Origin of the sequence: Bacillus sp. FSL R5-0286, assembly GCF_038593245.1 — a bacterium.
Classification (GTDB): Bacteria; Bacillota; Bacilli; order Bacillales; family Bacillaceae; genus Bacillus; species Bacillus altitudinis.
Genome location: NZ_CP151977.1, coordinates 1,735,935 through 1,760,663 on the forward strand (window position 1 = coordinate 1,735,935; position 24,729 = coordinate 1,760,663).

Genomic DNA, 24,729 nt, shown 5'->3' on the forward strand with positions numbered 1-24,729 from the left:
ATATAATAAATTTAAGCAAAGAGGAGGAGACAGTTGAGATGAGTGATAACATTCGCCGCTCAATGCCTTTATTCCCAATTGGGATTGTCATGCAGCTAACAGAATTATCTGCAAGACAAATTCGCTATTATGAGGAAAATGGTTTAGTATTTCCAGCTAGAAGTGAAGGGAATCGCCGATTATTTTCTTTCCATGATGTTGATAAATTACTAGAAATCAAAAACCTCATCGAACAAGGTGTAAACATGGCAGGAATCAAAAAACTTTTTGCCAAAGCTGAGGCAGAAAATCCATCGTCTGAAACAAAGACAGAGGAGAAAACCACAGCGAAGCACAACTTGACAGATGATGAACTCAGGAAGCTACTGAAGAAGGAACTCATTCAGGCTGGACGTTTCCAACAAGGAACGACCTTTAGGCAGGGGGATATGTCAAGGTTCTTCCGTTAACCAATTAGCAAAAGCATTGCTATACACATTTTACCTTTTGTAGGGGAGGAGTTTTACGAAATGGCAAAGTACACAAGAGAAGATATCGTAAAATTAGTAAATGAGGAAAACGTAAAGTACATCCGTCTGCAATTTACAGACATTCTCGGAACAATTAAAAATGTTGAGATTCCTGTGAGCCAGTTAGAAAAAGCTCTCGATAACAAATGTATGTTTGATGGTTCATCTATTGAAGGGTTTGTACGTATCGAAGAATCAGATATGTACCTATATCCAGATCTAAACACGTTTGTTATTTTCCCTTGGACAGCAGAAAAAGGTAAAGTTGCACGCTTTATTTGTGACATTTATAAGCCAGACGGAACACCATTTGATGGAGACCCTCGTAACAACTTAAAGCGTATCTTAAAGGAAATGGAAGAACTAGGATTTAGTGATTTCAACCTTGGACCTGAGCCAGAATTCTTCTTATTTAAATTAGACGAAAAAGGCGAGCCAACGCTCGAACTAAACGATAAAGGTGGATATTTTGACCTTGCACCAACAGATTTAGGTGAAAACTGCCGCCGTGACATCGTGCTTGAGCTTGAAGAAATGGGCTTTGAAATTGAAGCTTCTCACCACGAAGTAGCACCTGGTCAGCATGAAATTGATTTCAAATATGCAGGCGCCATCCGTTCTTGTGATGACATTCAAACGTTCAAGCTTGTTGTGAAAACAATCGCTAGAAAGCACGGTCTTCATGCGACATTCATGCCAAAACCATTGTTCGGTGTAAACGGATCTGGTATGCACTGTAACCTATCATTATTTAAAAATGGTAAAAATGCATTCTTTGATGAGAAAGCAGACTTACAATTAAGCGAGACGGCTAGACACTTTATCGCAGGTATTGTGAAGCACGCAACTAGCTTTACGGCGGTCACAAACCCAACGGTGAACTCTTACAAGCGTCTTGTACCTGGCTATGAAGCACCTTGCTACGTAGCATGGAGTGCACAAAACCGCAGCCCATTGATTCGTATTCCAGCATCACGCGGCATTAGCACACGTGTAGAAGTACGCAGTGTAGACCCATCTGCAAACCCATACCTTGCACTAAGTGTATTACTTGCAGCAGGTCTAGACGGAATCAAAAACAAACTAGACGCACCAGCGCCAATCGACAGAAACATCTATGTCATGGACAAAGAAGAGCGCCTTGAAAACGGCATCGCTGACTTACCTGCAACACTTGCAGAAGCACTTGAGCTGCTCAAGTCAAACGAAGTCATGATCAACGCACTAGGCGACCACTTATTCGAGCACTTCATCGAATCAAAAGAAATCGAATGGGATATGTTCCGCACCCAAGTACACCCATGGGAACGCGATCAGTATATGTCTCAGTATTAATAAAGAAAACCCCTTGGAGCCATTGGCTTCAGGGGGTTTTTGTTTTTGTGGGGGTTTCTATAAGCGAGTGTTGGAGGCGGATCCTTATGTATATTATAATCACCTTTTTTAACCGGCGCCACAGGTGCAACAGGAGATACAGGAGAGATGGGACTTACTTCAACTTGATATCAAATTCTCGAAAAGAAAAATCTCAATTGTAAGAGTGTTTAAAGCTCGATACAGAAGCGATAGAACAGTTGATACAAATATATCTTGAAGCAGATAACGTGGCTTTAGACTTTTGCTAAAAAAGGCGAACAAGTTACAGTTCATTACTTAATTGAAGTAAAAGCGGAAACAGTTGAAATCAATGGTAATAAATTCTCTGAGAACTATTACTTAGAACTACATACACTTAATTTGAAAGATATATGAATATTAAATGTGAAGCATTAAATGCCAAAAGGACACCGTTTGAGTTATTTTGATGAACGGTAAGATTAGTGATATAAATAAACAGCTTTCTGAGTTCACCAAGTTTATTAATTCAAACATGGAATAAATCGACAAGTCTATCTCTAACAATTTGATTGATAAACTTAAAGAGGCTTCAAATGCTCTCGGTGTTGTCGTTAAGGGTAATACAACTGGACAAAAGATCGCTCGTTTTAAGACTGGTGGATCAGTTGGTAAAGTACCAGCACAAGGCGCTTTAGCTGTAGTAGATGATGGAGAAATTGTCCTCAATAAACAAGACTCAGTTAACATGCTTAAAGCTGTTGAGCTACTTAGAGAAACAAAGATAGAAGATCGAAGTATGGGAGTGATAGCAAAGAGCTACGAGTCAATACGCAGTATGTTTAATAACGTTGTTTCTTCAGTATCTATCCCTAAACTTTCTGTTCCAAAATTTGAAGTGTCAGAGAGTAAGAAGGTTACCCACAATTATTCAGTGAATATGCACATCAATAAAATGGTCGCTGATGAAAAAGGGGCTAATAATGCACTGCAAGCAATTCGCCAGGGATTAAAACAAATGAAAGGTAAGGTCTAATAGGTGTATAGACTGTATTCTATATACCTTTTTTTGTTTGTTTTTCCCAAGATTTTGAGAGATAATTGAAATTGAAAGTTTTTGTTTTCATCGAGAGTTAATGAAGATATAGGAATTTTTATAAAATCATTCTTTTCTTTAGAAAGAGGTATAAAAGGCTATGTTGCCAAAAATAAGGACATTAAGCAAACTTCAAAAAAAGTTTATAGGGAAATTTCTAAATATTATTGAACATAATAGCGATTATATAAAATTTTTTGAGGAAAATAACCTGACGATTAATGAGGTATCGGCTATTAGTAAAATTAAATTTTATGATCTGTTTGATAATTCTCAATTAAATAAGTTAATCAGAAGAATTGGAAGCTTAAACAAAACAGAATATGACGTTGATCTTGCAATGAATTTTAGAAAGACAAGAGAGTTAAACTATTTGTCAATGCAGTACGATTACACAAGCAGATCCTTTATAGGAAAAGTTTTTATTAAAGACGATTTATTTGTTGATAAAATAGAGATTGCATTTACTCAAATAAATAATAATGAAGTTGTAGTAGAATTTAATTTTTCTTTTAAAGAAATTATGACTCATGGACTCTGGATTGAATTTTTAAAAGATAATAAGGATTTGCTGCTTGGTAAGCGGTTCTTTGATTACTATGATATTGAAAGAAATGTTGAATTAAATCAATTTGATTCTATACATAATTCATTTACTAAGGTCAGAAACTCAACATTACAGGCAAAGTTGTCAAATATCTTTCACTTGAACTTAGGAAAAACATATTCTTTGCCCCAGTATAACTTAATCAATATCCCTGAGGAGTATTTGAATGAATGTGAATTCATCGACACATTCCTAACTCAAACTATAGCTGTTGAACAAGGTAACTATATTTTAGTTGATTTAACAAGTGCTCAAGGGTTTGAAATGAATTTATACTATTCGTGGAATTATCCATCAATAAATTTATTAGAACTATTTGCAACATATCGCATGGATTTTTATTATTTTCTTTTTGAAAATATTGAGCGGTTTGAAATACGTCGACGGATAAATAAGTATTTTTTGAATACTTCAAAAAGAATAGCATTAAGAGATTACAGATGGTTGATTAATAAAATACGGTCATTAAAAGATAATACATTATTTAAAGAACAATATGAAACCAATAAATTAATTGATGGTTGGACTTCTTATTATCATGGACAAGAAGTACCTTTGGGTTTTGAAGATGGACAGTTCACTAGGAAGTATAGTGTTATCTACTCTGAGTGTTTTGATCATATTAAAATGGCATACTCTATCCAAAAAGAAAATTTAGTTATATATATAGCGACTGGTTCATTTGTAGCTGCATTGGCAGGAGTAATTATAACTATAGCATTAAGTTGAATGGGAGAGGTCTGCGAGACGTTGATCTTTTATATTTTAAATAAAAGAAGTATTTTGAAGAGAGTAGGAGAGGGATTAATATGAAAGTTTCTTTAAATGATGTTAGACCAGGAATGTGAGAAAACGAACCCTATAATTTTGGGGTTCTTTTTCATTTTTAAAATTTTTTATATTTGTACATTAGGTGTGAGGCGAAATCATAAAACTCTTTTGAAGCCATAACTTCTTTAAAGAATTTTTCTACTTTTGGTGTTACCTGTGTAGTAATCCTATAGTTCTCGATTGTTTCTTTTCTCTTCTTTGGCTTGTTTTCGTGGTGTTCGCTCATGTTGATTAACCTCGGTAAAATTTAGATTCCATACGTGCTTCTTTTATGATTATGTTTGCTAATTCTTGATAGAATTCTTCTTCTGTCAGTGTTCCATAAACTTGGGGGAATATTGCTATTGAGTAGGGCTTTACTGAAAAAGTTAATGTTTCTGTAGTATTCTTCTTGGCATGTTCAAAGATTTCCTTCCAATTTCCTCTATTAGTTTTGACCACAATAAATCTCCTCTAATTGAATTTCTAAAATTAATAATAAGAAGAATAGAGGAGGAGGTCTATATGTAAATGATGGTATTAAAAACCACCTACACATCAATGTAAGTGGTCATTTGTACAACTACCTAATAGTATTCACTTCAATCCCATTAAGTAGAGTCATTGTTTGCTCGTTTTCTAGAAACGATGTTTAGAACAAGCATGAATATAAACAATATACCTCCAACTATCCCTGTGATTATTTCATCTTTTGAAGCAAAGTTCACAATGGTGATAATTAAAATGGCGATTGCACCTAGTAAGGATAAGTTATTTTTCATAAAAAAATCCCCTTTCTGAAACATATTGTACTATAGAAATATTTTTACATAAATGGTAAAATTATATCAATATTGATATATTAGGAGGAATAGAATGAGAAAACTAAGAAATTACATCTACATAATGGTGTCCGTCTTTTTATTTTCAATGGTTGCGCCAAGTTTTGCAAGTGCCATTGATACTAGTGATGCAGCTCCCACTAAAAATGAGCGTTTAGCTGACAGTGAGATGTTTGATCAAACCGAGAATGTCCTTAAATCAATTGAAAAAATCCCCAATGCTGTTTTAGGTAAGGGGATAGAAGCTACTGCTGAATGGTTTGAGAAAGAAACAGGTTTGTTCGTGTCTATTTATTACAGAGAAGGGGAAGGCTTTTTGAAGATTGGAGAACAAGACCCTAATGTAATTAGAACTTCTAATGTTGCAGGTTGCGTTACTGCAGTTGGCATTGCATTAGTAAACAATGCTTTTTCATTCACTAAAATTACTAAAATAAAGTCTGCTCTAAAGGCACTCGGTGGGACAACTAAAGCTGTAAAAAAGATAAAAAAGCACTATGATGAATACCGATACGGTGGTTTTTCAAGATACAAAGCTATGGATAAGGCTTTACATGATGCATCAAAAGGTTTGAATAAAGATGTTAAAGACGCTCTTCTAGATTTCTTTAGCTTGACTGGTATCGTCGCAAACTGTTTTTAAAGAAAATTATCTTAAAAGTATTCTCAAACAAGCGAGTTATTTCTCGCTTGTTTTATTTTGCTTTATATTCAATTCGTGTCAAAGAAGCCTCGATCTTTTCTAAGTGTGTATAGACATTTTCAAAGCCTTCATGCAACTCATTAAGTACGTTCGGTCAATTCAATTCACCTCTGACCAATTATAATACTGCTCATTTTCTTCCAGCTTGGTGACTGTGGATTTAATTTCTTTCACATCTTGTTTAATGATTGATACGTCCGCAGCTAATTGTTCAATCAACTGGAATAGTTTTTCGTCCATTTTGCATACCTCTAATTTATTTGTATAACCATTGCAATTGTTTTGTTTAACGAATTTCAAAAAATAAAAAGCAATACTTTTGCTTAAGAGTCTTCTTTTACAAATTCAACAACTTCTTGAATGGGACAATCTAGGTATTCACAGATTTTATGGATCACAGATAATGCAACGTATTCGTTTTTATTAAGTTTAGCTACTAAAGCGAAACATGATTCACAAAAATGAATGATGAGGGTGATTAATTGAAACATATCAAAATCGTTCAAACGGAATTCAACACACAGGAAATTAACAACCTTTACTCAGCAATCATCGTTAAAGAAGGTTATGCAGTAGGGGAGTGTGATGGCCAGATTGTTTTAGCTGAAATCACTCAACGAACCGACGGTAACTACGATGAGGAAACGATCTGGTATATAGGAAGAAACGTTCCGTATGCAGATTTAGAAACGCTTGCTGAGTTCGTTACGCATCTATTGAAGCAAATTACGCTTTGGGAAGTCTTAACTGATTTGAGGATATTAGAACCGAAGAATCAAGAAATAGAATTTAATTGCATTATCCTTGATCCAACTAAACTAATTACAAAGGAGAAATGAACATGTTAAACAATATTAATCCAAACTGGAAGCTATCTGTAGGTCAAAGAGTACTAAACTTATACGGTGAGGTTGGAACGGTGGTTGAAGTACATAATAATGGACAATATAGCGTAGAGGATGATGATTATAATTTGCTTGAGATTTATGATCGTGGTGAGTTAGCTGTAGTGGGGTTAATTTAATGGGGAAGCTGTTTAGAAGGTTCATAGATGAGTTACTATTTGTAACAATCATGAGCTTAACAGGAATATTCCTATTGCTCAGGATCGTCATTTCTAGCTGATTAGAAAAGTGTTGGCGCACTATCTAATTTGATGGGTTGGTACAAATCCCATGATACCAGCCCATTCTAACTTATTTTTAATCTGTATTCAATATATCGCATTACGACCTCATTTAAACATAGGTCGTGGATTTTGTGAGGTAAGTAAAGTTTACCTCACTTAATTGAATAGAATCAGTCTATGCTCCTGAATCAAGGTGTTGTCTTTAGTGATGCCAAATTTGAGGGTAAGACTGTCGTGGAATGCGCTAACACACGTTAAACTTGAAAGGGCAGTGACTCAGCCGATGCGATAAATGAGGATAGGATACCACTATGCTTCCCTATTTGCACATAATATGTGAAATTAACACGCAACTCAGTATAAAATTGTAAACAAAATGGGAATTATGCCGATAATATAATAACTATTTAAATGAAGAACTTTTGGAGGGTGAGTAAGTGAGTTTATGGAATACTATTAAGAATATGATTTTTAAACAAGAAGCAAAAAGTACTGTGAATACTTTAGAAGAGATAGCTGATCCGCCCTTGAAAATTGGTGAATATCCAAAGTTTGTGAGTGAAACCTCATACTCAGTAAAGTATGAAGAAGAGTCTGCATTTTTTGAATACATTACCTTCAAAGTTGCTGGAACATCTCATTATCAAAAAGAAATTAAAAAAGCAATTTCTAAAGAGAAGAACGACGGCTTCAATTTTGAAGAAAAATATGATGGGATGACAAACTCTGAAATATTAGAAAACACTTATGACGAACCCATTTTCATTCATCATAAAGAATTTTTCTCTGAATGTGAATTTCAGCTTGAAGAGAACAATGAACATGACGCAAAAGCCATTGAAGTTTATGTAAACGGCTATAAAGTGGGTCACGTTCCACGAAAGAATTATAAAGAAGGACAAGACTTTATATTCAAATACTTAAAACAAGGTATATCATATCCCATTTCCGCAATGCTATATGGAGGAAAATATAAAATCAACCGAAACGATAGTTCAGTTGATACTGGTGAAACTGATTACAAGATTGAATGTGAAGTAATTATCAAGACAGATAAACAGGTAGACAAAGTGATTAATCCAATAAAATGATGTTTTAAATGTAAACCAGGAGCTGATGCTCCTTTTTTCTTTGGAATGTCAGATAGTAAAATTACACATTTCAACCGAAAAATTTTTTGAATTGAGTACTGAATGTGAAATTCAGATCATATGAAAGGGAAATAATTGAAAAAACTGGTGAGTATTGATTATCCATATGATAAAATAATCCTAATGATAAAGGAGTGTAGTGATGAATTTAAATACGATTATTTTTGGCGGTGGATTTGCAGTTTGGTTGGTATTCATCCTATTCGGGCCAATAATGGGTGTACCAGTAATGTTTGTATACATGTATGCTATCTTCAATAAAATAACCGGTGGAAGACAAGCGCAAAACCAACAGTATGAAGAGTACATTGCTGAATTAGAAGAAGAGAATAGAAGATTAAAAGAGAGACAAAAGTTTTTCGAATGAAATCATTCTTTTAATAGGATATTAATACGTATCGTATTAATATTTGATCGGAGGACAAAATGATTGCAGATAAAATTGAACAAGTGCTAAATCAATTAAGTCAGTCGAACTATGATAGAGTAATTTTTGATGGTCACTGGGGAATTGGAAAAACTAAGCATGTTAAAGATTTCACCGAGGCTAATTCGGAAAATTCATGCTACGTTTCTCTGTTTGGGAAAAAGAGTTTAAAGGATATTATTGAAGAAATATATTTCAAATCATTGCAAGACGATGCCAAAGGTAAGTTTAAAGAATATTTAAGTAAATCTGCTAAAAAATTTGAAGGTGTCGATTTTTCATACCTGGGTATCACTCTTTCAATTCCTTTATTAAATGATACCTATTCTAGGATGTTTTCGGAATTAGAGGAGAAGCAATCATACATAATAATATTTGATGACTTGGAAAGAAAAAATGACGAATTAGGACTAAAAGAATTCTTGGGGTTAATTGATCACCTTGGGAACATAAAAGGAATCAGAGTTGTGCTAGTTGCTTTTTCGGATAAATTCAATGAAGTTGACATGCAGGTGTTTAATGATTTTAAAGAAAAATCAATTGATCGTATTTACTGTATTGATAAATATTCTAAAAACGCTCCTTTTAACATTCTTGAAACAGATAAATGGTTTGCAATTAAAAATATTGCTTCTTTGCTAGATTTTAAGAACCTGAGAGTATTTCGGAAAACAAAGCTTTTCATAGAAGAGGTTCTAAGTGAACTGGGGAATGACGTATTCAGTGATAAATTCACAAAAGATGATGTTTGTAAAATGTGTTTTGCTACAATAGTTTATTTCGATGAGCATAATGGAAAAAAGCTTTTATTGGATGAGGATATTAGAAATAGCGTAAATACAGAAAGTGATACAGCTGATTATATTGACGGATTCATAATAAAAAACACTTTAGATAATACGATGAGTAAAAGTATTCTAGTTCATATTATTAATTGGTATCGAACTGGAGAATATGACATTAAAGTAATTCAAAATGAAATTAAACTTATAAATTCTTTTATGCATGAAGAGCCTGTCAATCATTTGTCCTCAGAGCATGAGGTTTTAAATGTAATTCAAAAAGCAAAGTGTTTTTTAAAAGATATCAAAGGCCAAGAGGATATTGAAGATGTAATTCAAATGATAAATATTGTTGTAGATTGGGCTGATATAATTCGAGTCGAAGACGTATTCCAAAAAGAAGATTTGCTTCAAAAGATCAAGCCTAATATATCGAATCATGTTAATATCAAAAAGCCTGTATTCGTAAATGAAGTAATGCTGAGAAGTTTTGGTTCAACAAGAAAAAATAAAGCATCTGAAATAATTTCGTTAATTAATCAAAATATTTTTTATGAGTTTTATGATCAGTTAACAGATAAAATAATTGACTGTTTGAATGAAAAAAAATACAGTTCCAAGAAGTACCTTAAACACCTTTACGAATCCGTATATTCACTTCGAGATTACCACACTGATGTGTGGTGTAATATTATTAAAAAAATTGAAGAAAATGATTATTTTTTTCCTTTGCCGATGGGCAAGGTCACTCAGGATCATTGGGACTGGTGTCTAATATGTAATGAATTAATTAAGAGAATCGATGAAAATTTTAAAAAGGGCTTTTACGAAGACTACCAAAGAAATGTTAAGAATAGGTCAAATGAATATCAAGACTTAATGTTGCAGCACAGAATCAATTTATTTCGTTGGGATGCAAAAACACCTGTTTTTACAACTATTCAATAGCTAGGTATACTAATATTCACAGTTAGTTTTGTAAATAAAAGAAGTATTTCATTAAACAAGCTCAATTTGCAGACAGGGAGATGTTACCTGTCTGCTTGTTTTAATTAAATACTAATGAAGTTTATTAAAAACAAAGGGTGGGGCATGATGCTTGCACCTTATTCGTCGTTCTGTAATTTTTAAATTGTCGTAATTAAAATAAAAAATGAAAGTAGGAATTAAATGTTAAACATCAAAATTGATGAAGAAGAAGTTAGAAAACTTTACATAGATGAATTGGCGAAACACTTAAATAAGCTCGACAATGAAAAACTGTTTTGGAATACTAAGGAGCTAGAATATCAGACAAGTATGTGTATGAACACTATGCAAAAAGAGTTTTTCTTTGATAAAGATTTCCCCAAAAGAAAGATAGGGAACAAGTGGTATTATCCTGTAGCCCAAACTAAAGAATTCTTATTAAAATGGATTAATAATCAGTAAATCAATGGGGCTAATTTCAATGTGATTTTGACCACCAAATTGACCACCATTTGACCACCAATGGATAATTTAAGATGAGTTAAGATGAGGGATGTATCTGTCAAAACGTTGATTTAGCAGGGTTAATAAACTACAAATAACACATATTATAATGCAAAATATGTTTAGAACCCAAGTACACCCATGGGAACGCGATCAGTATATGTCTCAGTATTAATAAAGAAATCCCCTTGGAGCCATTGGCTTCAGGGGGTTTTTATTTTTGTGGGTGTTGCAAAATAAAGCAGGCATCAACCCACAATTCACCCACAAAAAAGTGATAAAAAAATCACTGTTGAAAAATGATGTAGTTGACACCAATTGTCTTTAGAATCAGAAAGTACCAATATATGGACACTAAAAAATTCGTTGTGTGGAAATCAAAATGTGTAATGGAATGAATACTGATTGAATACATTCATTTAAATATCATTACATTGTGAGAAGGTGAGTAACATGGACAGCAAGTTGTTTTTAGTATTATGTAATCATCGGTCTGGATCTAGTGCTGTAGCTGGGGTGTTGCATCATTTAGGTATACATATGGGAGAACAGTTAATCGGCCCATCTAGCTCAAACCTGAAGGGGCATTTTGAGAATATTCATTTTGTCATGATGAATGACAAGATATTGGAGTCATTAAACTCTTTTTGGTTTGCGCCTCCTTCACGATCAAGTGTCCTTTCTAACCAATTTCCTAAAGATCAAATTCGCTCTTTTCTTAGTCATCAAGTAAAACCAGTGTGGGGAGTAAAAGATCCTCGTACAGCACTAACTTTCGATATTTGGAAGCCTTTTTTTTGAGGAAATTTCTGATATCACTTTTATATTTGTTTGGCGTCCTATTGAAGAATCTGTTTCTTCACTTGCTTTAAGAGAGGGTTTTGGTGAGCGAACTGCCGATTTTATTTTAAAAATATATGAAGATAACCTTAAGCGAATTCGAAAAGAGCTTGAACATAAAGAAAATGACATAATTGATATAAATTTCAGTGATCTATTGGGTAACCCAGAACCTTTTGTAAAAGAGGTCAATTTTAGATTGAATAAAAAAGAGGATCAAAATGTCGAAAATGTTAAGGAATTTCTTGATGGAAAGTTAAAGCACTTTTAAATAATTTGAGATGTTTTTCGAAAAATGTGAGAAAAAGAAGCAGCAGTTCTAGTACCCATCTCTTTCAGGAAACAGATTGATAAGGATGTACAATAATGCCCCTTTTCGATACTTTTTATGGATGGAAAAGATATACTGGATATCTTTGAGTACTATAAAGATTAAAAAGTAAGCAACTTCTGAAATTGAAGTTGCTCTATGTTATTTACTACTAGAATAACTCAAGATGGCATTTATAATTAAAGTGATCACGGATGCAACCAGTAAAGATATACTGATTGCACCCAATCCTAAACCTTCCCACTTTCCTACGAAAAAACTTATTAATAATAAGATAATACTTATGAGAATGAGAATCGATGGTATTTCATACTGTAAAGGAGCATTCTTTCTTTTAAAGATCAAAGAAACACCCAATATAACAATCGTAATAATAACTGTTAGCAGCCAAAATGATGACATTTATTGACCTTCCTTCTTTTAAAAATATATGAAATTATTTTATTTCCTCATCCATTACTTTCTTATACTTTTCAAATTCAGAATCTTTCATTTCACCGTTCATTTGTAATAAAAAGTTTCCTTTTGAATAGGTGTGAGAGAAGAACATAGATCCAGCATTTCCTAACTCATCATAATAAGATTTCGCCTGCTGTAAATCAGTTTCATTTCCAAATTTAAAAATCCTTCCACCAGCATTTTCACCTAAGGAAGGAACGAGAATTCTTTTTCCTTCTTCTCTTATATTTCCAAACTCTTTTTGTTTAAGATCAGATGGTTTTTCTGCTTCAAGCCCAGCACTTTTAAAAGCTTCAATAATATTGCCTGTCGTGAGCTGTTTTTCATTTGATGCTGCGCTACTGCAAGCTGTTAGCATCATGAAACAAATAAAAATGAATATAGATAATTTCTTCATATTGGATCCTCCTGATTTTTAGGTGCAAAGGAAATTTTACATGAAGTACCTTCTTTTTACTATCGTTTCGACAAAAATAGACAGCGTGAATGACTAAGTAACTAATATTCTTCTTTTATTTTGCCTGAATTGTTAAATATACTCAGCAAGATGGTATACTTATGTGCATATTTTACTAGGAGGCATTCATCTTGAAATCATTTTGGGAAATAGACGAGGAAGGTTACTATACGTTAAAAAAGATCAACGAAGCAGAAATAGCTAAAGCTGAAAAGAAACTTGGTGTCACTTTGCCAGATACATATAAAAAGCTCATATTAGAGCAAAATGGTGGTTATACCATTCATAATGCTTTTCCAACCACTCACTCTAATTCATGGGCTGAGGATCATATTCAATTTAATTACCTGCTGGGAATTGCTGAAGATGAAGGAATTATGGATAGTGCCTATTTGATAAAAGAGTGGGAGCTGCCAGAAGGGCTTGTTTTGATCAACGGGGATGGCCATACTTGGGTAGCGATGGATTATCGAAAAACGAAAGAGAATCCTACAATTCATTATTTTGATGTTGAGATGGAAGAAGACTTTAAATTAGCAGATTCCTTTGATAAATTCATTGAGGGGCTTTATACAGCTGAGTACACTGTTGATGAGGAAGCAACAGAGGGTGAATATGAGCTTCCTGAAGAGCATTTAAGTAAAGAAGAACTTAAAGCCATATTTGAATTGGACGTCCTTGATGAAGATAATCTGTATAAAATTCAATATTATCCGATGGTTGATTTAAACGAAATTGAATGGTTTTTTAAAAAGATGCAATATCACATTGAAAAAACAAAAGATGAAGATGCGCTTTATCAAGTAGGTGATACGATTCTCTGCATTTTCTTATTAAATCAAAATATGCCCATCAACGAAAAAATTAGTGAGATTCTTCATCAAATAGCTGAATTCTTAGAGAAAAATGATGATCCACTATTAGTGAATCTCGGAGAAAATATTGCTATGGAAACAAGTTTCCTTTATTAAGCTTTGAACACTCAAAGACAGGTCATACTGGTGAAAGGTCGATTTGGGATAGTATTAAATAATAAAGGCATATAGGAGAGGCGAATTCGTCTCTCTTTTTTTGTTCTTTTTTGCGGTTTCTTTTCGGTGTGGAATATTCAAACGGATGATAATATATGTAATTATAGGGAAAATAAAGGAATGGATAGGGGGAGGTTTATTTGGGAGAAAAAGTAGCAAGCCCATTTGTTGCTAAAATGATCGGTGATTGGTACGGATATATAAAGAAACAGGACATTCTAAAGGCTGAAAATAAGAGAAAAGAGATCGTAATAGCCTTTGAAAATATGGAAGAAGATCAAAATGTCTTATTATACTTTAACTTGATTGATTCCAGATACAAAATGTTGGCGCAGGAGTTTGAGGGATCAAAAGATATATTGAATCAAATAGACATTGAAGAGAAGCAGAAAACGGATGACATGATTCAGTATTATTATTTCTTCTTCAATGGCATGTATGAGTTTTATAAAAAGCGCTTTTCAGACGCTATCAACTATTATCATATTGCAGAGACCCGACTTCGAAACGTTCCTGACGATTTAGAACGTGCTGAATTTAATTATCAGCTTTCGATTGCATACTACGAAATCGCACAAAATCATTTCTCCATTAACCACGCCAAAAAAGCTTTAGAAAGCTTTAAATCAGCAGATTTACAAGAGAGTCGGGTTGCTACTACTCTAATGGTAATCGCATCAAATAAGATGGATTTAAACCAATTTGTACAAGCTGAATCCACCTATAAGGATGCTATCAATTTAGCAGCAGAATCTAAAATTGATTTTCCACAAGCGCTAGGGTATTTCAATCTTGGAATATGTTATGAGCGTCAAGGAAAGCTTCAGCTAGCTTTAGAATGTTTACAAAATGTCTGTTCGGTTGAATTAAAAAAGCCACACAAACCACTGTATATGAGAACAAATTACATGTTAGCGCGTGTACTCTTCCAGTTAGATAAAAAAGCTGAAGGGCTGGATGCACACAACGAGTCACTCATGTTAGCGAATGAATTAGCTGACAATGCGTATATTGCTAAGTTAAATATCATACATTCAATATATGTAACAGATGATGAAATTCAGCTCGACGCAGCTCTTGATGTACTGAAAAATCAAAAACTTTGGACAGATGCCGCAGAATTGTCAATTATGGCAGCAAGATTTTATAAAAAGCAGGATAATTACAAACTGGCATCAAAATACTTTGATGAAGGTTTGGAATCACAGGCCAAAAAATTGACATGGATGGAGGAGGAAGCTGAATGAAGCACCTGAAAGTTATGATATTAAGCCTTACCTTATTAATGGGGATCACAACCACTATACATATAAATTCCTCAAATGATTTTCAAACCGCAGAAAACGGCTACTTTGGTTAAGCATGAAGTCTATTAGTAAAAAAGCCCTTTTCAGGGCTTTTTATATTTGAACATTATCTACTATTTTCATTGCTGTTTCAATTGATCAAAACACAACTTCTCAAAACGTATAGGCAAACTTAAAACCGGCCCTGCAAGGTCAGTTTTTTCATGGGGACGGATAGGGCTAATCATTACTATAGTTTCCGTTAGATTAGGAGTTCCCTATACGTTTTATTGCTTTACCAAAAGTTTCTTTTTTCTCTTTATAGTCAATACTTTCTATCAAAAATCCACAATTACACTTTACTTTATTTAGGGAAGTTTTGAAAATCGGATGGGAACAAATGTTTGATTAACGATTTGGATTTCGTTATAATAAGAATAAGATTGACCCCTTCATGAACCTGGCTGATATTCAGTCAGGTCATTTTTATATCTACTGGTAAACTCGTTTTTCTTGCAGGAGGTGATTTGATATGAAAGTCAAAATCATTGAAGGACCAAATGTTGACGCACGTATTAATGATTGCTATAACTATTTGATTAAGTGGTGGAGGAAGGAGTTAAAACGAGATAGTAATTTACAGGAGAATATTGTCTGTCAAAGTTTAAGCAATAAAAGGGTAAGGGATGGGGAGCTTGATTGAAGCATATTTGAAGAAATTAGGAACGGTAATTCCATTAAAGAAGGTTTATCAGTTTTTTCTAATTAGACTTCGCAATAAAATTAAAACAGACCTAAAGGGTCTGTTTTATAGATAGGATTTGTTATGTTTTATCAAACTAGGTTTATAATGAATTCCCATTCTTTTAGGAAACACCCACAAAACGCCCACGAATCACCCACAATTTAAAAATATTTTATGATTTTGTATTATTTTTTTAAGTTGAAAATCTCTATAAATCAACGTTGATGATTAACTAAGACATGTAAAGACAGTATAGGTTATAATTAGAACCCAAGTTCACCCATGGGAACGCGATCAGTATATGTCTCAGTATTAATAAAGAAACCCCCTTGGAGCCATTGGCTTCAGGGGGTTTTTGTTTTTGTGGGGGTTTCTATAAGCGAGTGTTGGAGGCGCATCCTTATGTATATTATAATCATCTTTTTCATACGTCCAAATAAAAATATAGTGCATTGTTCTCAAACTCGTAAGAATCATTTCACTTCACCTGAGAAAAAATCTCCTCTCAAATTTATCAAGGTTAAAGAAGGTTCAGTAATTTAACACCTAAAATTAGGTTTTATTATCATTGTTTTTAAGAAAACACCAAATAGTACAAATTACATAAAATGAGAAAGAGGTGATTGATGTGAAAAGATGCCGGTATTGTGGGAAATCGTGTACATCTAACTCGCATTATAACAAACGAGGAAGATGGTATGATTCTTATAAGGATGACGGCTGGGAATGTGATAGTTGTAAGAAAGGTAAGTCAGGAAAACCAGTAAAAAATCTATGCTGCGGAAAAGATCCTTGTGTTTGTGTCATTCAAGGACCGCCAGGGGGAAGAGGAAGAAGAGGCCCAGCAGGTCCTGCGGGTCCAGCAGGAGCCACTGGTGCAACAGGAGCGACTGGCGTAGGTTTAACAGGCATCGTGGCATTTGATCCAGAGGTAGCCCCAACCTATCCAGTAGATCAAGTGGTGACATTCGATGGAAGTACGTATGTAGTGAATTCAGCGTCGCCAACAGGTACACCAGGTACGTCTCCAGATTATACCTTGTTAGCAGCTGCAGGAGATACAGGCGCCACAGGTGCAACAGGCACAGGAGCAACCGGAGTAACTGGTGTAACTGGAGATACTGGTCCAACCGGAGCCACTGGTGTAACAGGAGATACTGGTCCAACCGGCGCCACTGGTGTAACTGGAGATACCGGACCAACCGGAGCCACTGGTGTAACTGGAGATATCGGACCAACCGGCGCCACTGGTGTAACTGGAGCTACAGGTCCAACCGGCGCCACTGGTGTAACTGGAGATATCGGACCAACCGGCGCCACTGGTGCAACAGGAGCTACAGGTCCAACCGGCGCCACTGGTGCAACAGGAGCTACAGGTCCAACCGGCGCCACTGGTGTAACAGGAGCTACAGGTCCAACCGGCGCCACTGGTGTAACAGGAGATACCGGACCAACCGGCGCCACTGGTGTAACAGGAGCTACTGGTCCAACCGGAGCCACTGGTGCAACTGGACCTACGCAAAGTATGCTCGTTGGCTTGTTCACAAGAACATCACAAGACACAGCTCCTCCTTCGGTGATTACAATGAATACACCAATACCGCTCGTCAATATATCACAAAACATTCCTGGTTCTTTTACTTTGACAAATAATGTTGTAACCGTTAATCAAGCGGGATATTACTTGATTGATGCAAGGTTAAGAGTGGCCGCTGACAGCTCTAGTAGCAACTTTCGAATCCAAAACCTAACCAGTAATATTCTTACTATTTCCTCAACGGTAGCAGTTCCTGGTCAAACCGCCGTCATATTCGCGTTCAGTCAATTGAATGCTGGTGATCAAATAATATTAGTTCCGTTTAATGCTGATGTGGAAGTGGATATGACTCAAATTGTCCAGGCAATGTCCGTCAATACAGAACTACGCTTAACCAGAATTATTGAATAGCATGAGCCTTTAGTAGTTGAAAAGTATCCTTACCGTCACAATTCGGTATAGCTCGATAAAGTACGCAATAAACTGGGAAATTAAATCGGAAATAAGTAGGCGTACCTCATTATGGGGAGCGCCTTTTTACGTTCAAGCCATTCTTTCAGCGGATTGCCTCAGACGAAAAAGAAGAAAAAACAAATAAACTCATGTCATATTACTTCTACTTTTATAATGGGATCTATCATGACTACTTGCAAGATTATGATAAGGCATTAAGCTACTTCAGCATGGGTTTTCTAGAAAGCAAAAAAGAAAATCTAGAAGAACCATCAGCACTATTTAGGCGCACGTTGAATTATAAAGAGGTAGAAAATATTGAAGATGAGATGTCTATATGAATTTTCTAGAATAGAAATCTCAAGTCAAAGTAATGATGCGATTGAATGGATTGATCAAGGCATTTCTTTACCAGAACAAGTCAACCATACTATTTTTCAAATAAAATTTAAATTGTTAAAAGAACTATTGTATGAAAAAAATCAATCTCAATTGAACAATATAAACAATCTGTGTTTAGAGCTTGAAGAGAAAAGAGTATGGGTTGATTTAGAGGAGATTCTGGTTGATGTGGCGAAATATTTAAAGGGGAGAGGCTTGCTGAAACAGTCATTAAATTACTATAAAAGAACCTTACTCGCAAGCCAGTATGTAGGAAAAGGAGTGAATTAATTGAAGAAGTCGGTTTTTATTACATTTTCACTAGCTGTGGTAGCTCTAGGTACACTTTTCTTTACAAACGGTTTGACTCAACCTCTACATGAAGATGTCCAAACAGTTGCATCAAGAGGTAGCTCTGGAGGTTAATTGGTTAAAAAACGATAAAGTGGATTAAAGTGTCAGGCTCCTTATGGTATTCTGGTAAAAGAATATGCCATAAAGGAGTCTATTTTATATTAGGTGCTCCATTTGCTTTGATGGCAGCGTATAGAGATACTAAAAAAACAAATGAATTAATTAAGATTTTTGAAGTGGAAAATTTCAGTGTCCCTTAGAGGAACTTTGGGTATTACCCAATTTCACTGTATATATTTATGCGAGAGCTGTATAAAGCATGGGATTCTGAAAAAAACGAAAAAAATTTATGAAGAATTTCAGGATGTTTTTATGAAGAAAGAGAAGAAAACAATTTGAGATAAAAATAAATATAGTACATACTTTCAATTTTGTTACTTAAATCCTAAATATGGAACTGACTGTAGAATGTTAAGACTGATTGTTTTATAATTTCACGGTAACATAACGTAATTAAAAGTATAAAACGTAAGTGAAAGTATATCGGGGGATTTGGATGATAAAAAAAGAAGTTTTTCAAATAGTTTTGTTTACAGTCCTTTTGGCAATTTTTCTTTATCAAGGTGTACAAAGAGATTTTCCTTTTGAATATCTGATTACCTTAGTTGTGTGCTATGTTGCTGTAATAGTTTATAGAATTATAAAAGTAATGAAATATAAAAAGGAGCAAAGTACAGTTAAGTAGTATGAGCTATTTTTGTTTGCGGTGTCCGCAATCACTTTTGGGATCAGACGTTTGAGGTCATGGCTCTTTGGCCTGTTGACATTATGAATTATATAATGAACTAAATTTAATTTCGGAGGTGCTTTTATCTGTCTATTCAAGCGGATGATGATGTTTTAGAGATGTGTAATATATATGCTCAAGAAACTCATCACAGAGAAGCATTGATTTTAGGAAACAGGAAGGGTCTATTGGAATTAAAAAATGCGATAGATATGGCTTTAAAAACTGGTAGTGCTGTTGCAAATTTATACCCATCTGATTTTGAAGGGTATGAAACTTGTATTGCTCTAGTGGATGATGAAAAGCAGTTTAAGAAATTAATTACTCCTTATGTAGAGGAATATACACAAGATGATGATGCGATTGATCCAATTGATATTATTAAAGAGTACGATTCCAAAAAAGAAAAACCCTTATAATAGGGTTTTTCTTTTATTATTTAGTGGAGTATAGTTTCACCTTTTTTAGCTTTGTGTTTACTTGGTATTGATGCATGGGGTATATGGATTGGTAGTCTTGAATAATATAGTTCAAATAGAGTTTGTGTTATTTTAATATTTAATAATTGTTCTTCCTAAATGTTGGCCATTTTTAATGGATTCAATTGTTTCAGGTAACGTATCGAGAGTAATCTCATTGACTAGAGTCGTTTGGGCGATATTCCATTCGTTTGCTATCTCGTTCCAAATGACTTTGCGTTTATTGATTGGTACATTTACAGAATCGATCCCTAGAAGGTTGATCCCTCTTAAAATAAAAGGTAACACAGTTGTTGTTAATTTAATTCCACCTGCATTCCCGCACATGCTCATGCTTCCACCATAAGAAATTTGAGGTATTATGACAGAAGCCACATCTCCTCCTACGGTATCTAAGACGAAGTCAAATTTTTGCTTGTTTAATGGTTTTTTGAGCTCTCCTAACTCGTTTGCAAAAATGACATCAGTTGCTCCTAAAGATTTTGCAATGTCGACTTGATGATCTTTACGCACTAAAGCATTAATATTTTTATACCCAATTTTAGATAATAATTGTATCGCGATGCTACCAACTCCACCAGTTGAACCTGTAACGAGTATATGAGGTTGATTTTTTGTATTCATCCCATTTTCCTGTAAAGCCATGATCGAAAGAGCGGCTGTAAAGCCTGCTGTTCCAAAAATCATTGCTTCTTTTAAAGTCAAGTTATTTGGCAAAGGAACAATCCAATCCGCAGGTACTCTAGCATATTCAGAAAAACCTCCAGTGTGGCTCATGCCCATAGCGAAACCTGTGACAATAACATGTTGACCCTCTACAAAACGATGATCTGTTGTATGAACGATCGTTCCACTTAAATCAATTCCGGGAATCATCGGATAGTTACGAATAACACCTCCATTTTTTTGAACAGCCAGCATATCTTTATAATTGATTGAAGAATATGCTACTTTAATTAATACTTCTCCTTCAGATAGATCATTCACACTTACATTTTGAAGATCATAATTCACTTGATCATTTTGTTCTGTCACTAGTATCGCTTTAAATGAATCCATTATTTATCTTCCTTTCTAAAAATATATTATCACAAAACATTTCTGGTGCAAAAGTGTTTCAATTAAAAAACTACCATGATATTATAGGTAAAGTCAATGTGGGGGAGATAAAATGGAATTATCAGAGTGCATAAATTTTTTACTAAGTGTTAGTCAAAATAAAGTGTTTAAGTACTTTAGTAAGCTTTTAGAGGAATGTGATTTGACACCCGCTCAATATGGTGTGTTGAACTGTTTGTGGAGAGAGGGCCAGCTATCTCCTAAACAAATTGGAGAACTCGTGTATTTAGAAGCCTCAACAGTTTCTGGAATTTTAGATAAAATGCAAAAAGCGGACTTAATTGAACGCACAATAGATCCAAAAAATCGAAGAAATATTTTAGTAGAGGCGACTCAAAAATCTTTAGACATTAGAGATAAAGTTGAAGCAGCAACAATTGAGCTGAACAATACAGCGCTCCAAAACTTGTCAAATGATGATAAGGTTGTGCTAAAGAAAGCATTGTATACAATTATCAATAACTTTCAATGATGGATTTCTTTAAAACAAGTTACTTATGTATCAAGAGGTAGCTTTGATAGATAATTGGTTAAAAAACGATAAAGTGGATTAAAGTGTCAGGCTCCTTATGGTATTCTAGTAAAAGAATATGCCATAAAAGGAGTCTTTTTTATATGAAAATATTAGATGCTCCATCTTTACTATCAGCTGTAGAACAGAGATCAAAGGCCTATCATGAGCTTCAAGAAGAAATGAAACTTGTGAAAAAAGCATTAAAAAGTGTGTCGGGCTTAGGTGATGAATTTACTGGAAAAGGTGCAGACAATATCAAATCTTTTTATGAGGATCTTGCGCTGTACACAGACATATATCTTGATTTTATCGATATGCAGAAAGCTTTTTTAGATGGGGTGAAAGGAAAGCTTGATGATGAATCATTAGGCGGGAGTACTTTTATTGATGAGCACTTTTTAGACACTCAATTGAAACAAGGGATTCAGAACAATAAAGATATGGTCAAAGAACAAAAAGAGGCTCTTTCCACTATTTTTGACGATATCAGTGATTTAATTGAATTACATATTTTTTCAAGTAAAGAGGTCAATGAACATTTAGATGATGCGAACAAAAAAAGAAAAGAGACCATTGAAGTTTTACATCAAATAGACAATGATTTAAAAACGGAATACGCAAAGTCAGAAGCGGTTGAGAACCACCTCAACACTTTTTATGCAAAGATGATGGCTGCTACTGGAAAAGGAAAGAATGCGCAGCCAATGTATTATGATGCAAAAGCATTTCATGAGACAGACGTGTACAAGAACCATGATCAGATTGATGCTCAAGTGAAAGCCTATTTAAAGGTGAAAAAAGATGAAAAAGAAAAACGAAGAATCAAAGAACTGAAAGAAAAGCTCAATGATCCTTCGTGTCTATCAGAAGCGAAGTACTTTGAGATTGTAGATGAGATCGGTTATGAGAATCTCACATATGATCAAAAAATGTATTACAGCCAGCTTATCCAAATCAAAGCACAGGAAGAAGCATCGGAGGTATTCGTTGATAGTGTAAAAGGTGCTGCAGTGGGTCTATATGATGTGGCAAAAGATACAGTGACGGGAATCTATGATCTTGTCACTGATCCAGGTGGGGCTGTGGAATCAGTCGTAACGGCTGTTTCACATCCAATTGAAACATCGAAAGCGATTGGAAAATCGATTTCAGACTCATTCCAAAAAGAAGTCATAAATGGTGACGCGTATTCACGGTCACACTGGTTCGCCTATGCGACTGGTTCTCTTGCAGAAATTGTCTTTGGTTCTAAAGGGGCAGGAGCCATCACAAAAACAGGGACAACAGCTGCCAAAACAACAGTGAGGAAAGGCCTTGAACAAGGGGCAAAATCAATCGGTAACGTCACCATTCCGAATTTATTGCCATACTCACCAAAGTTTCAAATGGCTGGTGGCCCGAAGCTGCCGTATAACGTGTTTGACGGAGAAAATCTCAAAAATAAACTCATCTCCATGGCAAAGCGTCTAGACAACAACTCAGGATACGGTATCTCTCAGACAGGCAGAAGATTACCAGCACCCAAATCACCACCGACCGTTGTCAGTTACGGAGAGCACTATGTGCGCTGGAAACGCAAAAAGGTATTAAAATCGAATGTCGTTTATTCAACAAAGCAAGGTTACACCTACACAACAGATCACTATGGCCGCATTGTCAAAGTCGAAGCAAGTGATTTAAAATACGGAGAGGTCAAAAGAAATCAATATGCTCAATCCAATTCAGGTAAGCCGGATCGATTGCTGGATGATGATGGAGGGCATTTAATTGCATCTATTTTTAAAGGGTCTGGGGATATTGATAACCTACTTCCGATGAATTCCCAGATTAATCGTAGTGGCGGGAAATGGTATAACATGGAGCAGGAATGGTTGGCTGCACTCAAAGAGATTCCACCTAAACATGTAGAGGTAAGTATTGAGCCTATTTATCAAGGTGATTTGCTAAGACCTGATAGTTTTTTTGTGGAATATAAAGTAGGAAAAAGTTATGTTCAAGAATTTATCAAGAATCAACCTGGAGGTTAAAGATAATGGAATCAATAGAACACTATTATAAAAAGATAGCAGAATCAATTAATGAATTAATACCATATGATTGGGATAAAGTTTGGATGTATGCAGAAATCCTTGATGATTCGGCTGGAATTACATTTTGTTTCAACGAGACTAATAGTGAAGAGTATGTTTATGGACATGAAATTCCACTTAAATATAATGTAAGTAAGTCAACATACATTCATTTATTATACGAACTAAGTAAAACTTTTGAAGAATTGAAAAAAGCATATATACAAAATGATTTAGGTGCTTGGACAACAGCTACCCTACAATTAGATAAAACAGGGAAATTCTCGATTGATTATGGCTATGAAGATATTTTATCTATAGGGCTTTATGGTATCCAGAGAAGAGCCGTATGGGAGTATAAAACGTTCGGGTTTTTACCAGAAGACGAGAAAGATAAAGAAGCTGTGCTAAATTATTTGAAAAATAAAGAAGAAAATAGCAAATAGCAAATGACCCTCCAAATGAATGAAGGAGGGTTTTTGTAATATTTGTTTCATAAGAATTTCTCATTTTACCTATTTAAACCGATAAACCGTCACTTCACACTCACCAAGGACCTCTTCTATCATCTCTCGAACAACCGTCCAATCGCCACCTGCCAAGCCGCAGCCGATCCCATAAGGAATGGCGATAGAATGAAGGGGATTCTCTTCATTTAGATTTGTCACTGTCTGTTTTAGATGTTCAAAGCAGCTGCGTAATGCGTCGTCATCTGTTTGTTTTGTTTTTCTTCCGTATCCAACTTGGGCGAATAAGTTGGCAATGGTTTTTCCGTCGCTCGTTGTGATGAACTGGACGGAGCTTAATAAATCATCTCCTTGTTCTGCACATAAACGTTTATAGTCTTTATACACATTTGGGTATTTGCTTTTGATTTGCTTTGCTAATCCTGCTCCCATGACACCCTTACAGTTCACTTGGTGACAGATGATATCTTCTTCTGCGTCTAAGATATTGCCTTCTACCGTTTTGATCATTTCAAGTCATCCCTTTTCAATAAAATGCAAACTTATGTTCTATTAT

28 protein-coding genes and 2 pseudogenes are annotated in these 24,729 nt (G+C 34.8%); 22 read left to right on the forward strand and 8 right to left on the reverse strand.

Going from position 1 to position 24,729, the window contains the following annotated elements; all coding sequences use genetic code 11:
• Positions 1-38 precede the first annotated feature (38 nt).
• The 5 genes and pseudogenes from NST24_RS08745 (at position 39) to NST24_RS08765 (ending at position 4,276) form a co-directional block, all read left to right on the forward strand.
• Positions 39-449: a MerR family transcriptional regulator gene (locus NST24_RS08745; RefSeq protein WP_216895987.1), complete on the forward strand. Its 411-nt coding sequence runs from the start codon at positions 39-41 to the stop codon at positions 447-449.
• Between the two features lie 60 nt (positions 450-509).
• Entirely contained in the window at positions 510-1,844 is a 1,335-nt protein-coding gene (gene glnA, locus NST24_RS08750; RefSeq protein ID WP_007499421.1) for a type I glutamate--ammonia ligase, read from the forward strand.
• Positions 1,845-2,123: 279 nt separating this feature from the next.
• Positions 2,124-2,243 (forward strand): annotated as a pseudogene (locus NST24_RS08755) (hypothetical protein); the annotation flags it as partial.
• A 70-nt stretch (positions 2,244-2,313) separates the two neighbouring features.
• Positions 2,314-2,880 (forward strand): annotated as a pseudogene (locus tag NST24_RS08760) (hypothetical protein); the annotation flags it as partial.
• Between the two features lie 160 nt (positions 2,881-3,040).
• Entirely contained in the window at positions 3,041-4,276 is a 1,236-nt protein-coding gene (locus tag NST24_RS08765) for a hypothetical protein (protein ID WP_342462549.1), read from the forward strand.
• A 333-nt stretch (positions 4,277-4,609) separates the two neighbouring features.
• Here NST24_RS08765 and NST24_RS08770 read toward each other — a convergent pair whose 3' ends face one another.
• Positions 4,610-4,819, reverse strand: a complete 210-nt coding sequence (locus NST24_RS08770) for a hypothetical protein (RefSeq protein WP_115139272.1) — start codon at positions 4,817-4,819, stop codon at positions 4,610-4,612.
• Positions 4,820-4,968: 149 nt separating this feature from the next.
• Positions 4,969-5,139, reverse strand: coding sequence for a hypothetical protein (locus tag NST24_RS08775; protein ID WP_202394277.1), 171 nt, complete (start codon positions 5,137-5,139; stop codon positions 4,969-4,971).
• 94 nt (positions 5,140-5,233) lie between these two features.
• Between NST24_RS08775 and NST24_RS08780 the strand changes: the two genes are divergently transcribed.
• Positions 5,234-5,842 carry a hypothetical protein gene (locus NST24_RS08780; RefSeq protein ID WP_342462550.1) on the forward strand — a complete coding sequence of 203 codons (609 nt, stop codon included), beginning with the start codon at positions 5,234-5,236 and terminating at the stop codon, positions 5,840-5,842.
• 159 nt (positions 5,843-6,001) lie between these two features.
• Here NST24_RS08780 and NST24_RS08785 read toward each other — a convergent pair whose 3' ends face one another.
• Together NST24_RS08785 and NST24_RS08790 are read right to left on the reverse strand one after the other, a co-directional pair.
• A complete protein-coding gene (locus NST24_RS08785) occupies positions 6,002-6,142 on the reverse strand; it encodes a hypothetical protein (RefSeq protein WP_342462551.1) in 141 nt (46 codons plus the stop codon).
• Between the two features lie 83 nt (positions 6,143-6,225).
• Positions 6,226-6,393, reverse strand: coding sequence for a helix-turn-helix transcriptional regulator (locus NST24_RS08790; RefSeq protein ID WP_342462552.1), 168 nt, complete (start codon positions 6,391-6,393; stop codon positions 6,226-6,228).
• Here NST24_RS08790 and NST24_RS08795 point away from each other — a divergent pair.
• The 7 genes from NST24_RS08795 (at position 6,385) to NST24_RS08825 (ending at position 11,665) form a co-directional block, all read left to right on the forward strand.
• Positions 6,385-6,741: a hypothetical protein gene (locus NST24_RS08795; protein ID WP_342462553.1), complete on the forward strand. Its 357-nt coding sequence runs from the start codon at positions 6,385-6,387 to the stop codon at positions 6,739-6,741. The two genes, NST24_RS08790 and NST24_RS08795, sit on opposite strands and share 9 nt — an antisense overlap.
• Before the next feature lie 2 nt (positions 6,742-6,743).
• Entirely contained in the window at positions 6,744-6,926 is a 183-nt protein-coding gene (locus NST24_RS08800) for a hypothetical protein (RefSeq protein WP_342462554.1), read from the forward strand.
• Positions 6,927-7,468: 542 nt separating this feature from the next.
• Complete coding sequence (locus NST24_RS08805; protein ID WP_342462555.1) at positions 7,469-8,122, forward strand: HIRAN domain-containing protein; 654 nt, start codon at positions 7,469-7,471, stop codon at positions 8,120-8,122.
• 202 nt (positions 8,123-8,324) lie between these two features.
• Positions 8,325-8,549: a hypothetical protein gene (locus NST24_RS08810; protein ID WP_056704509.1), complete on the forward strand. Its 225-nt coding sequence runs from the start codon at positions 8,325-8,327 to the stop codon at positions 8,547-8,549.
• Between the two features lie 59 nt (positions 8,550-8,608).
• Complete coding sequence (locus NST24_RS08815; RefSeq protein WP_342462556.1) at positions 8,609-10,339, forward strand: P-loop NTPase fold protein; 1,731 nt, start codon at positions 8,609-8,611, stop codon at positions 10,337-10,339.
• 222 nt (positions 10,340-10,561) lie between these two features.
• Positions 10,562-10,822: a group-specific protein gene (locus NST24_RS08820; RefSeq protein WP_160757669.1), complete on the forward strand. Its 261-nt coding sequence runs from the start codon at positions 10,562-10,564 to the stop codon at positions 10,820-10,822.
• A gap of 495 nt (positions 10,823-11,317) precedes the next feature.
• Complete coding sequence (locus tag NST24_RS08825) at positions 11,318-11,665, forward strand: hypothetical protein (protein ID WP_342462557.1); 348 nt, start codon at positions 11,318-11,320, stop codon at positions 11,663-11,665.
• Positions 11,666-12,176: 511 nt separating this feature from the next.
• Here the strand turns inward: NST24_RS08825 and NST24_RS08830 are convergent.
• Positions 12,177-12,437 carry a YesK family protein gene (locus NST24_RS08830; protein ID WP_342462558.1) on the reverse strand — a complete coding sequence of 87 codons (261 nt, stop codon included), beginning with the start codon at positions 12,435-12,437 and terminating at the stop codon, positions 12,177-12,179.
• A 34-nt stretch (positions 12,438-12,471) separates the two neighbouring features.
• A complete protein-coding gene (locus NST24_RS08835) occupies positions 12,472-12,891 on the reverse strand; it encodes a stress protein (protein ID WP_342462559.1) in 420 nt (139 codons plus the stop codon).
• Positions 12,892-13,082: 191 nt separating this feature from the next.
• Between NST24_RS08835 and NST24_RS08840 the strand changes: the two genes are divergently transcribed.
• The 6 genes from NST24_RS08840 to NST24_RS08865 all read left to right on the forward strand — a co-directional run bounded on the left by NST24_RS08840 (position 13,083) and on the right by NST24_RS08865 (position 19,944).
• Positions 13,083-13,922 (forward strand): SMI1/KNR4 family protein, encoded by an 840-nt coding sequence (locus NST24_RS08840; RefSeq protein ID WP_342462560.1) that lies wholly within the window; start codon positions 13,083-13,085, stop codon positions 13,920-13,922.
• A 200-nt stretch (positions 13,923-14,122) separates the two neighbouring features.
• The gene (locus NST24_RS08845) at positions 14,123-15,229 is read left to right on the forward strand and encodes a Rap family tetratricopeptide repeat protein (RefSeq protein WP_342462561.1); all 1,107 of its coding nucleotides are present in this window, start codon (positions 14,123-14,125) and stop codon (positions 15,227-15,229) included.
• Positions 15,230-15,800: 571 nt separating this feature from the next.
• Complete coding sequence (locus NST24_RS08850; protein ID WP_342462562.1) at positions 15,801-15,971, forward strand: hypothetical protein; 171 nt, start codon at positions 15,801-15,803, stop codon at positions 15,969-15,971.
• 670 nt (positions 15,972-16,641) lie between these two features.
• On the forward strand, positions 16,642-17,961 hold the full coding sequence (locus tag NST24_RS08855) for a collagen-like protein (RefSeq protein ID WP_342462563.1): 1,320 nt from the start codon (positions 16,642-16,644) through the stop codon (positions 17,959-17,961).
• A 360-nt stretch (positions 17,962-18,321) separates the two neighbouring features.
• A complete protein-coding gene (locus NST24_RS08860) occupies positions 18,322-18,675 on the forward strand; it encodes a hypothetical protein (RefSeq protein ID WP_342462564.1) in 354 nt (117 codons plus the stop codon).
• Between the two features lie 1,038 nt (positions 18,676-19,713).
• Positions 19,714-19,944 carry a hypothetical protein gene (locus tag NST24_RS08865; RefSeq protein WP_281215169.1) on the forward strand — a complete coding sequence of 77 codons (231 nt, stop codon included), beginning with the start codon at positions 19,714-19,716 and terminating at the stop codon, positions 19,942-19,944.
• Positions 19,945-20,076: 132 nt separating this feature from the next.
• Here the strand turns inward: NST24_RS08865 and NST24_RS08870 are convergent, their stop codons facing one another.
• Positions 20,077-21,063 carry a YhdH/YhfP family quinone oxidoreductase gene (locus tag NST24_RS08870; RefSeq protein WP_342462565.1) on the reverse strand — a complete coding sequence of 329 codons (987 nt, stop codon included), beginning with the start codon at positions 21,061-21,063 and terminating at the stop codon, positions 20,077-20,079.
• A 112-nt stretch (positions 21,064-21,175) separates the two neighbouring features.
• Here NST24_RS08870 and NST24_RS08875 point away from each other — a divergent pair, with 112 nt between their 5' ends.
• From NST24_RS08875 to NST24_RS08885, 3 genes are all read left to right on the forward strand, one after another.
• On the forward strand, positions 21,176-21,595 hold the full coding sequence (locus NST24_RS08875) for a MarR family transcriptional regulator (protein ID WP_317329262.1): 420 nt from the start codon (positions 21,176-21,178) through the stop codon (positions 21,593-21,595).
• 143 nt (positions 21,596-21,738) lie between these two features.
• The gene (locus NST24_RS08880) at positions 21,739-23,664 is read left to right on the forward strand and encodes a T7SS effector LXG polymorphic toxin (protein WP_342462566.1); all 1,926 of its coding nucleotides are present in this window, start codon (positions 21,739-21,741) and stop codon (positions 23,662-23,664) included.
• A gap of 5 nt (positions 23,665-23,669) precedes the next feature.
• Positions 23,670-24,152: a TIGR01741 family protein gene (locus NST24_RS08885; protein ID WP_008343959.1), complete on the forward strand. Its 483-nt coding sequence runs from the start codon at positions 23,670-23,672 to the stop codon at positions 24,150-24,152.
• 69 nt (positions 24,153-24,221) lie between these two features.
• On the opposite strand, the gene NST24_RS08890 is transcribed toward NST24_RS08885, so the two are convergent.
• Positions 24,222-24,683 (reverse strand): macro domain-containing protein, encoded by a 462-nt coding sequence (locus NST24_RS08890; protein ID WP_072367228.1) that lies wholly within the window; start codon positions 24,681-24,683, stop codon positions 24,222-24,224.
• Positions 24,684-24,729 lie beyond the last annotated feature (46 nt).

Excerpts from the sequence above, each read along its gene's own strand:
- NST24_RS08745 (WP_216895987.1), top strand. The coding sequence starts at position 39 with ATGAGTGATAACATTCGCCGCTCAATGCCTTTATTCCCAATTGGGATT.
- NST24_RS08780 (WP_342462550.1), top strand. The coding sequence starts at position 5,234 with ATGAGAAAACTAAGAAATTACATCTACATAATGGTGTCCGTCTTTTTA.
- NST24_RS08790 (WP_342462552.1), bottom strand. The coding sequence starts at position 6,393 with ATGTTTCAATTAATCACCCTCATCATTCATTTTTGTGAATCATGTTTC.
- NST24_RS08815 (WP_342462556.1), top strand. The coding sequence starts at position 8,609 with ATGATTGCAGATAAAATTGAACAAGTGCTAAATCAATTAAGTCAGTCG.
- NST24_RS08825 (WP_342462557.1), top strand. The coding sequence starts at position 11,318 with ATGGACAGCAAGTTGTTTTTAGTATTATGTAATCATCGGTCTGGATCT.
- NST24_RS08850 (WP_342462562.1), top strand. The coding sequence starts at position 15,801 with ATGAAAGTCAAAATCATTGAAGGACCAAATGTTGACGCACGTATTAAT.
- NST24_RS08880 (WP_342462566.1), top strand. The coding sequence starts at position 21,739 with ATGAAAATATTAGATGCTCCATCTTTACTATCAGCTGTAGAACAGAGA.
- NST24_RS08775 (WP_202394277.1), bottom strand. The coding sequence starts at position 5,139 with ATGAAAAATAACTTATCCTTACTAGGTGCAATCGCCATTTTAATTATC.
- NST24_RS08875 (WP_317329262.1), top strand. The coding sequence starts at position 21,176 with ATGGAATTATCAGAGTGCATAAATTTTTTACTAAGTGTTAGTCAAAAT.
- NST24_RS08830 (WP_342462558.1), bottom strand. The coding sequence starts at position 12,437 with ATGTCATCATTTTGGCTGCTAACAGTTATTATTACGATTGTTATATTG.
- glnA (WP_007499421.1), top strand. The coding sequence starts at position 510 with ATGGCAAAGTACACAAGAGAAGATATCGTAAAATTAGTAAATGAGGAA.
- NST24_RS08835 (WP_342462559.1), bottom strand. The coding sequence starts at position 12,891 with ATGAAGAAATTATCTATATTCATTTTTATTTGTTTCATGATGCTAACA.
- NST24_RS08765 (WP_342462549.1), top strand. The coding sequence starts at position 3,041 with ATGTTGCCAAAAATAAGGACATTAAGCAAACTTCAAAAAAAGTTTATA.
- NST24_RS08820 (WP_160757669.1), top strand. The coding sequence starts at position 10,562 with ATGTTAAACATCAAAATTGATGAAGAAGAAGTTAGAAAACTTTACATA.
- NST24_RS08800 (WP_342462554.1), top strand. The coding sequence starts at position 6,744 with ATGTTAAACAATATTAATCCAAACTGGAAGCTATCTGTAGGTCAAAGA.
- NST24_RS08885 (WP_008343959.1), top strand. The coding sequence starts at position 23,670 with ATGGAATCAATAGAACACTATTATAAAAAGATAGCAGAATCAATTAAT.
- NST24_RS08785 (WP_342462551.1), bottom strand. The coding sequence starts at position 6,142 with ATGGACGAAAAACTATTCCAGTTGATTGAACAATTAGCTGCGGACGTA.
- NST24_RS08870 (WP_342462565.1), bottom strand. The coding sequence starts at position 21,063 with ATGGATTCATTTAAAGCGATACTAGTGACAGAACAAAATGATCAAGTG.
- NST24_RS08810 (WP_056704509.1), top strand. The coding sequence starts at position 8,325 with ATGAATTTAAATACGATTATTTTTGGCGGTGGATTTGCAGTTTGGTTG.
- NST24_RS08890 (WP_072367228.1), bottom strand. The coding sequence starts at position 24,683 with ATGATCAAAACGGTAGAAGGCAATATCTTAGACGCAGAAGAAGATATC.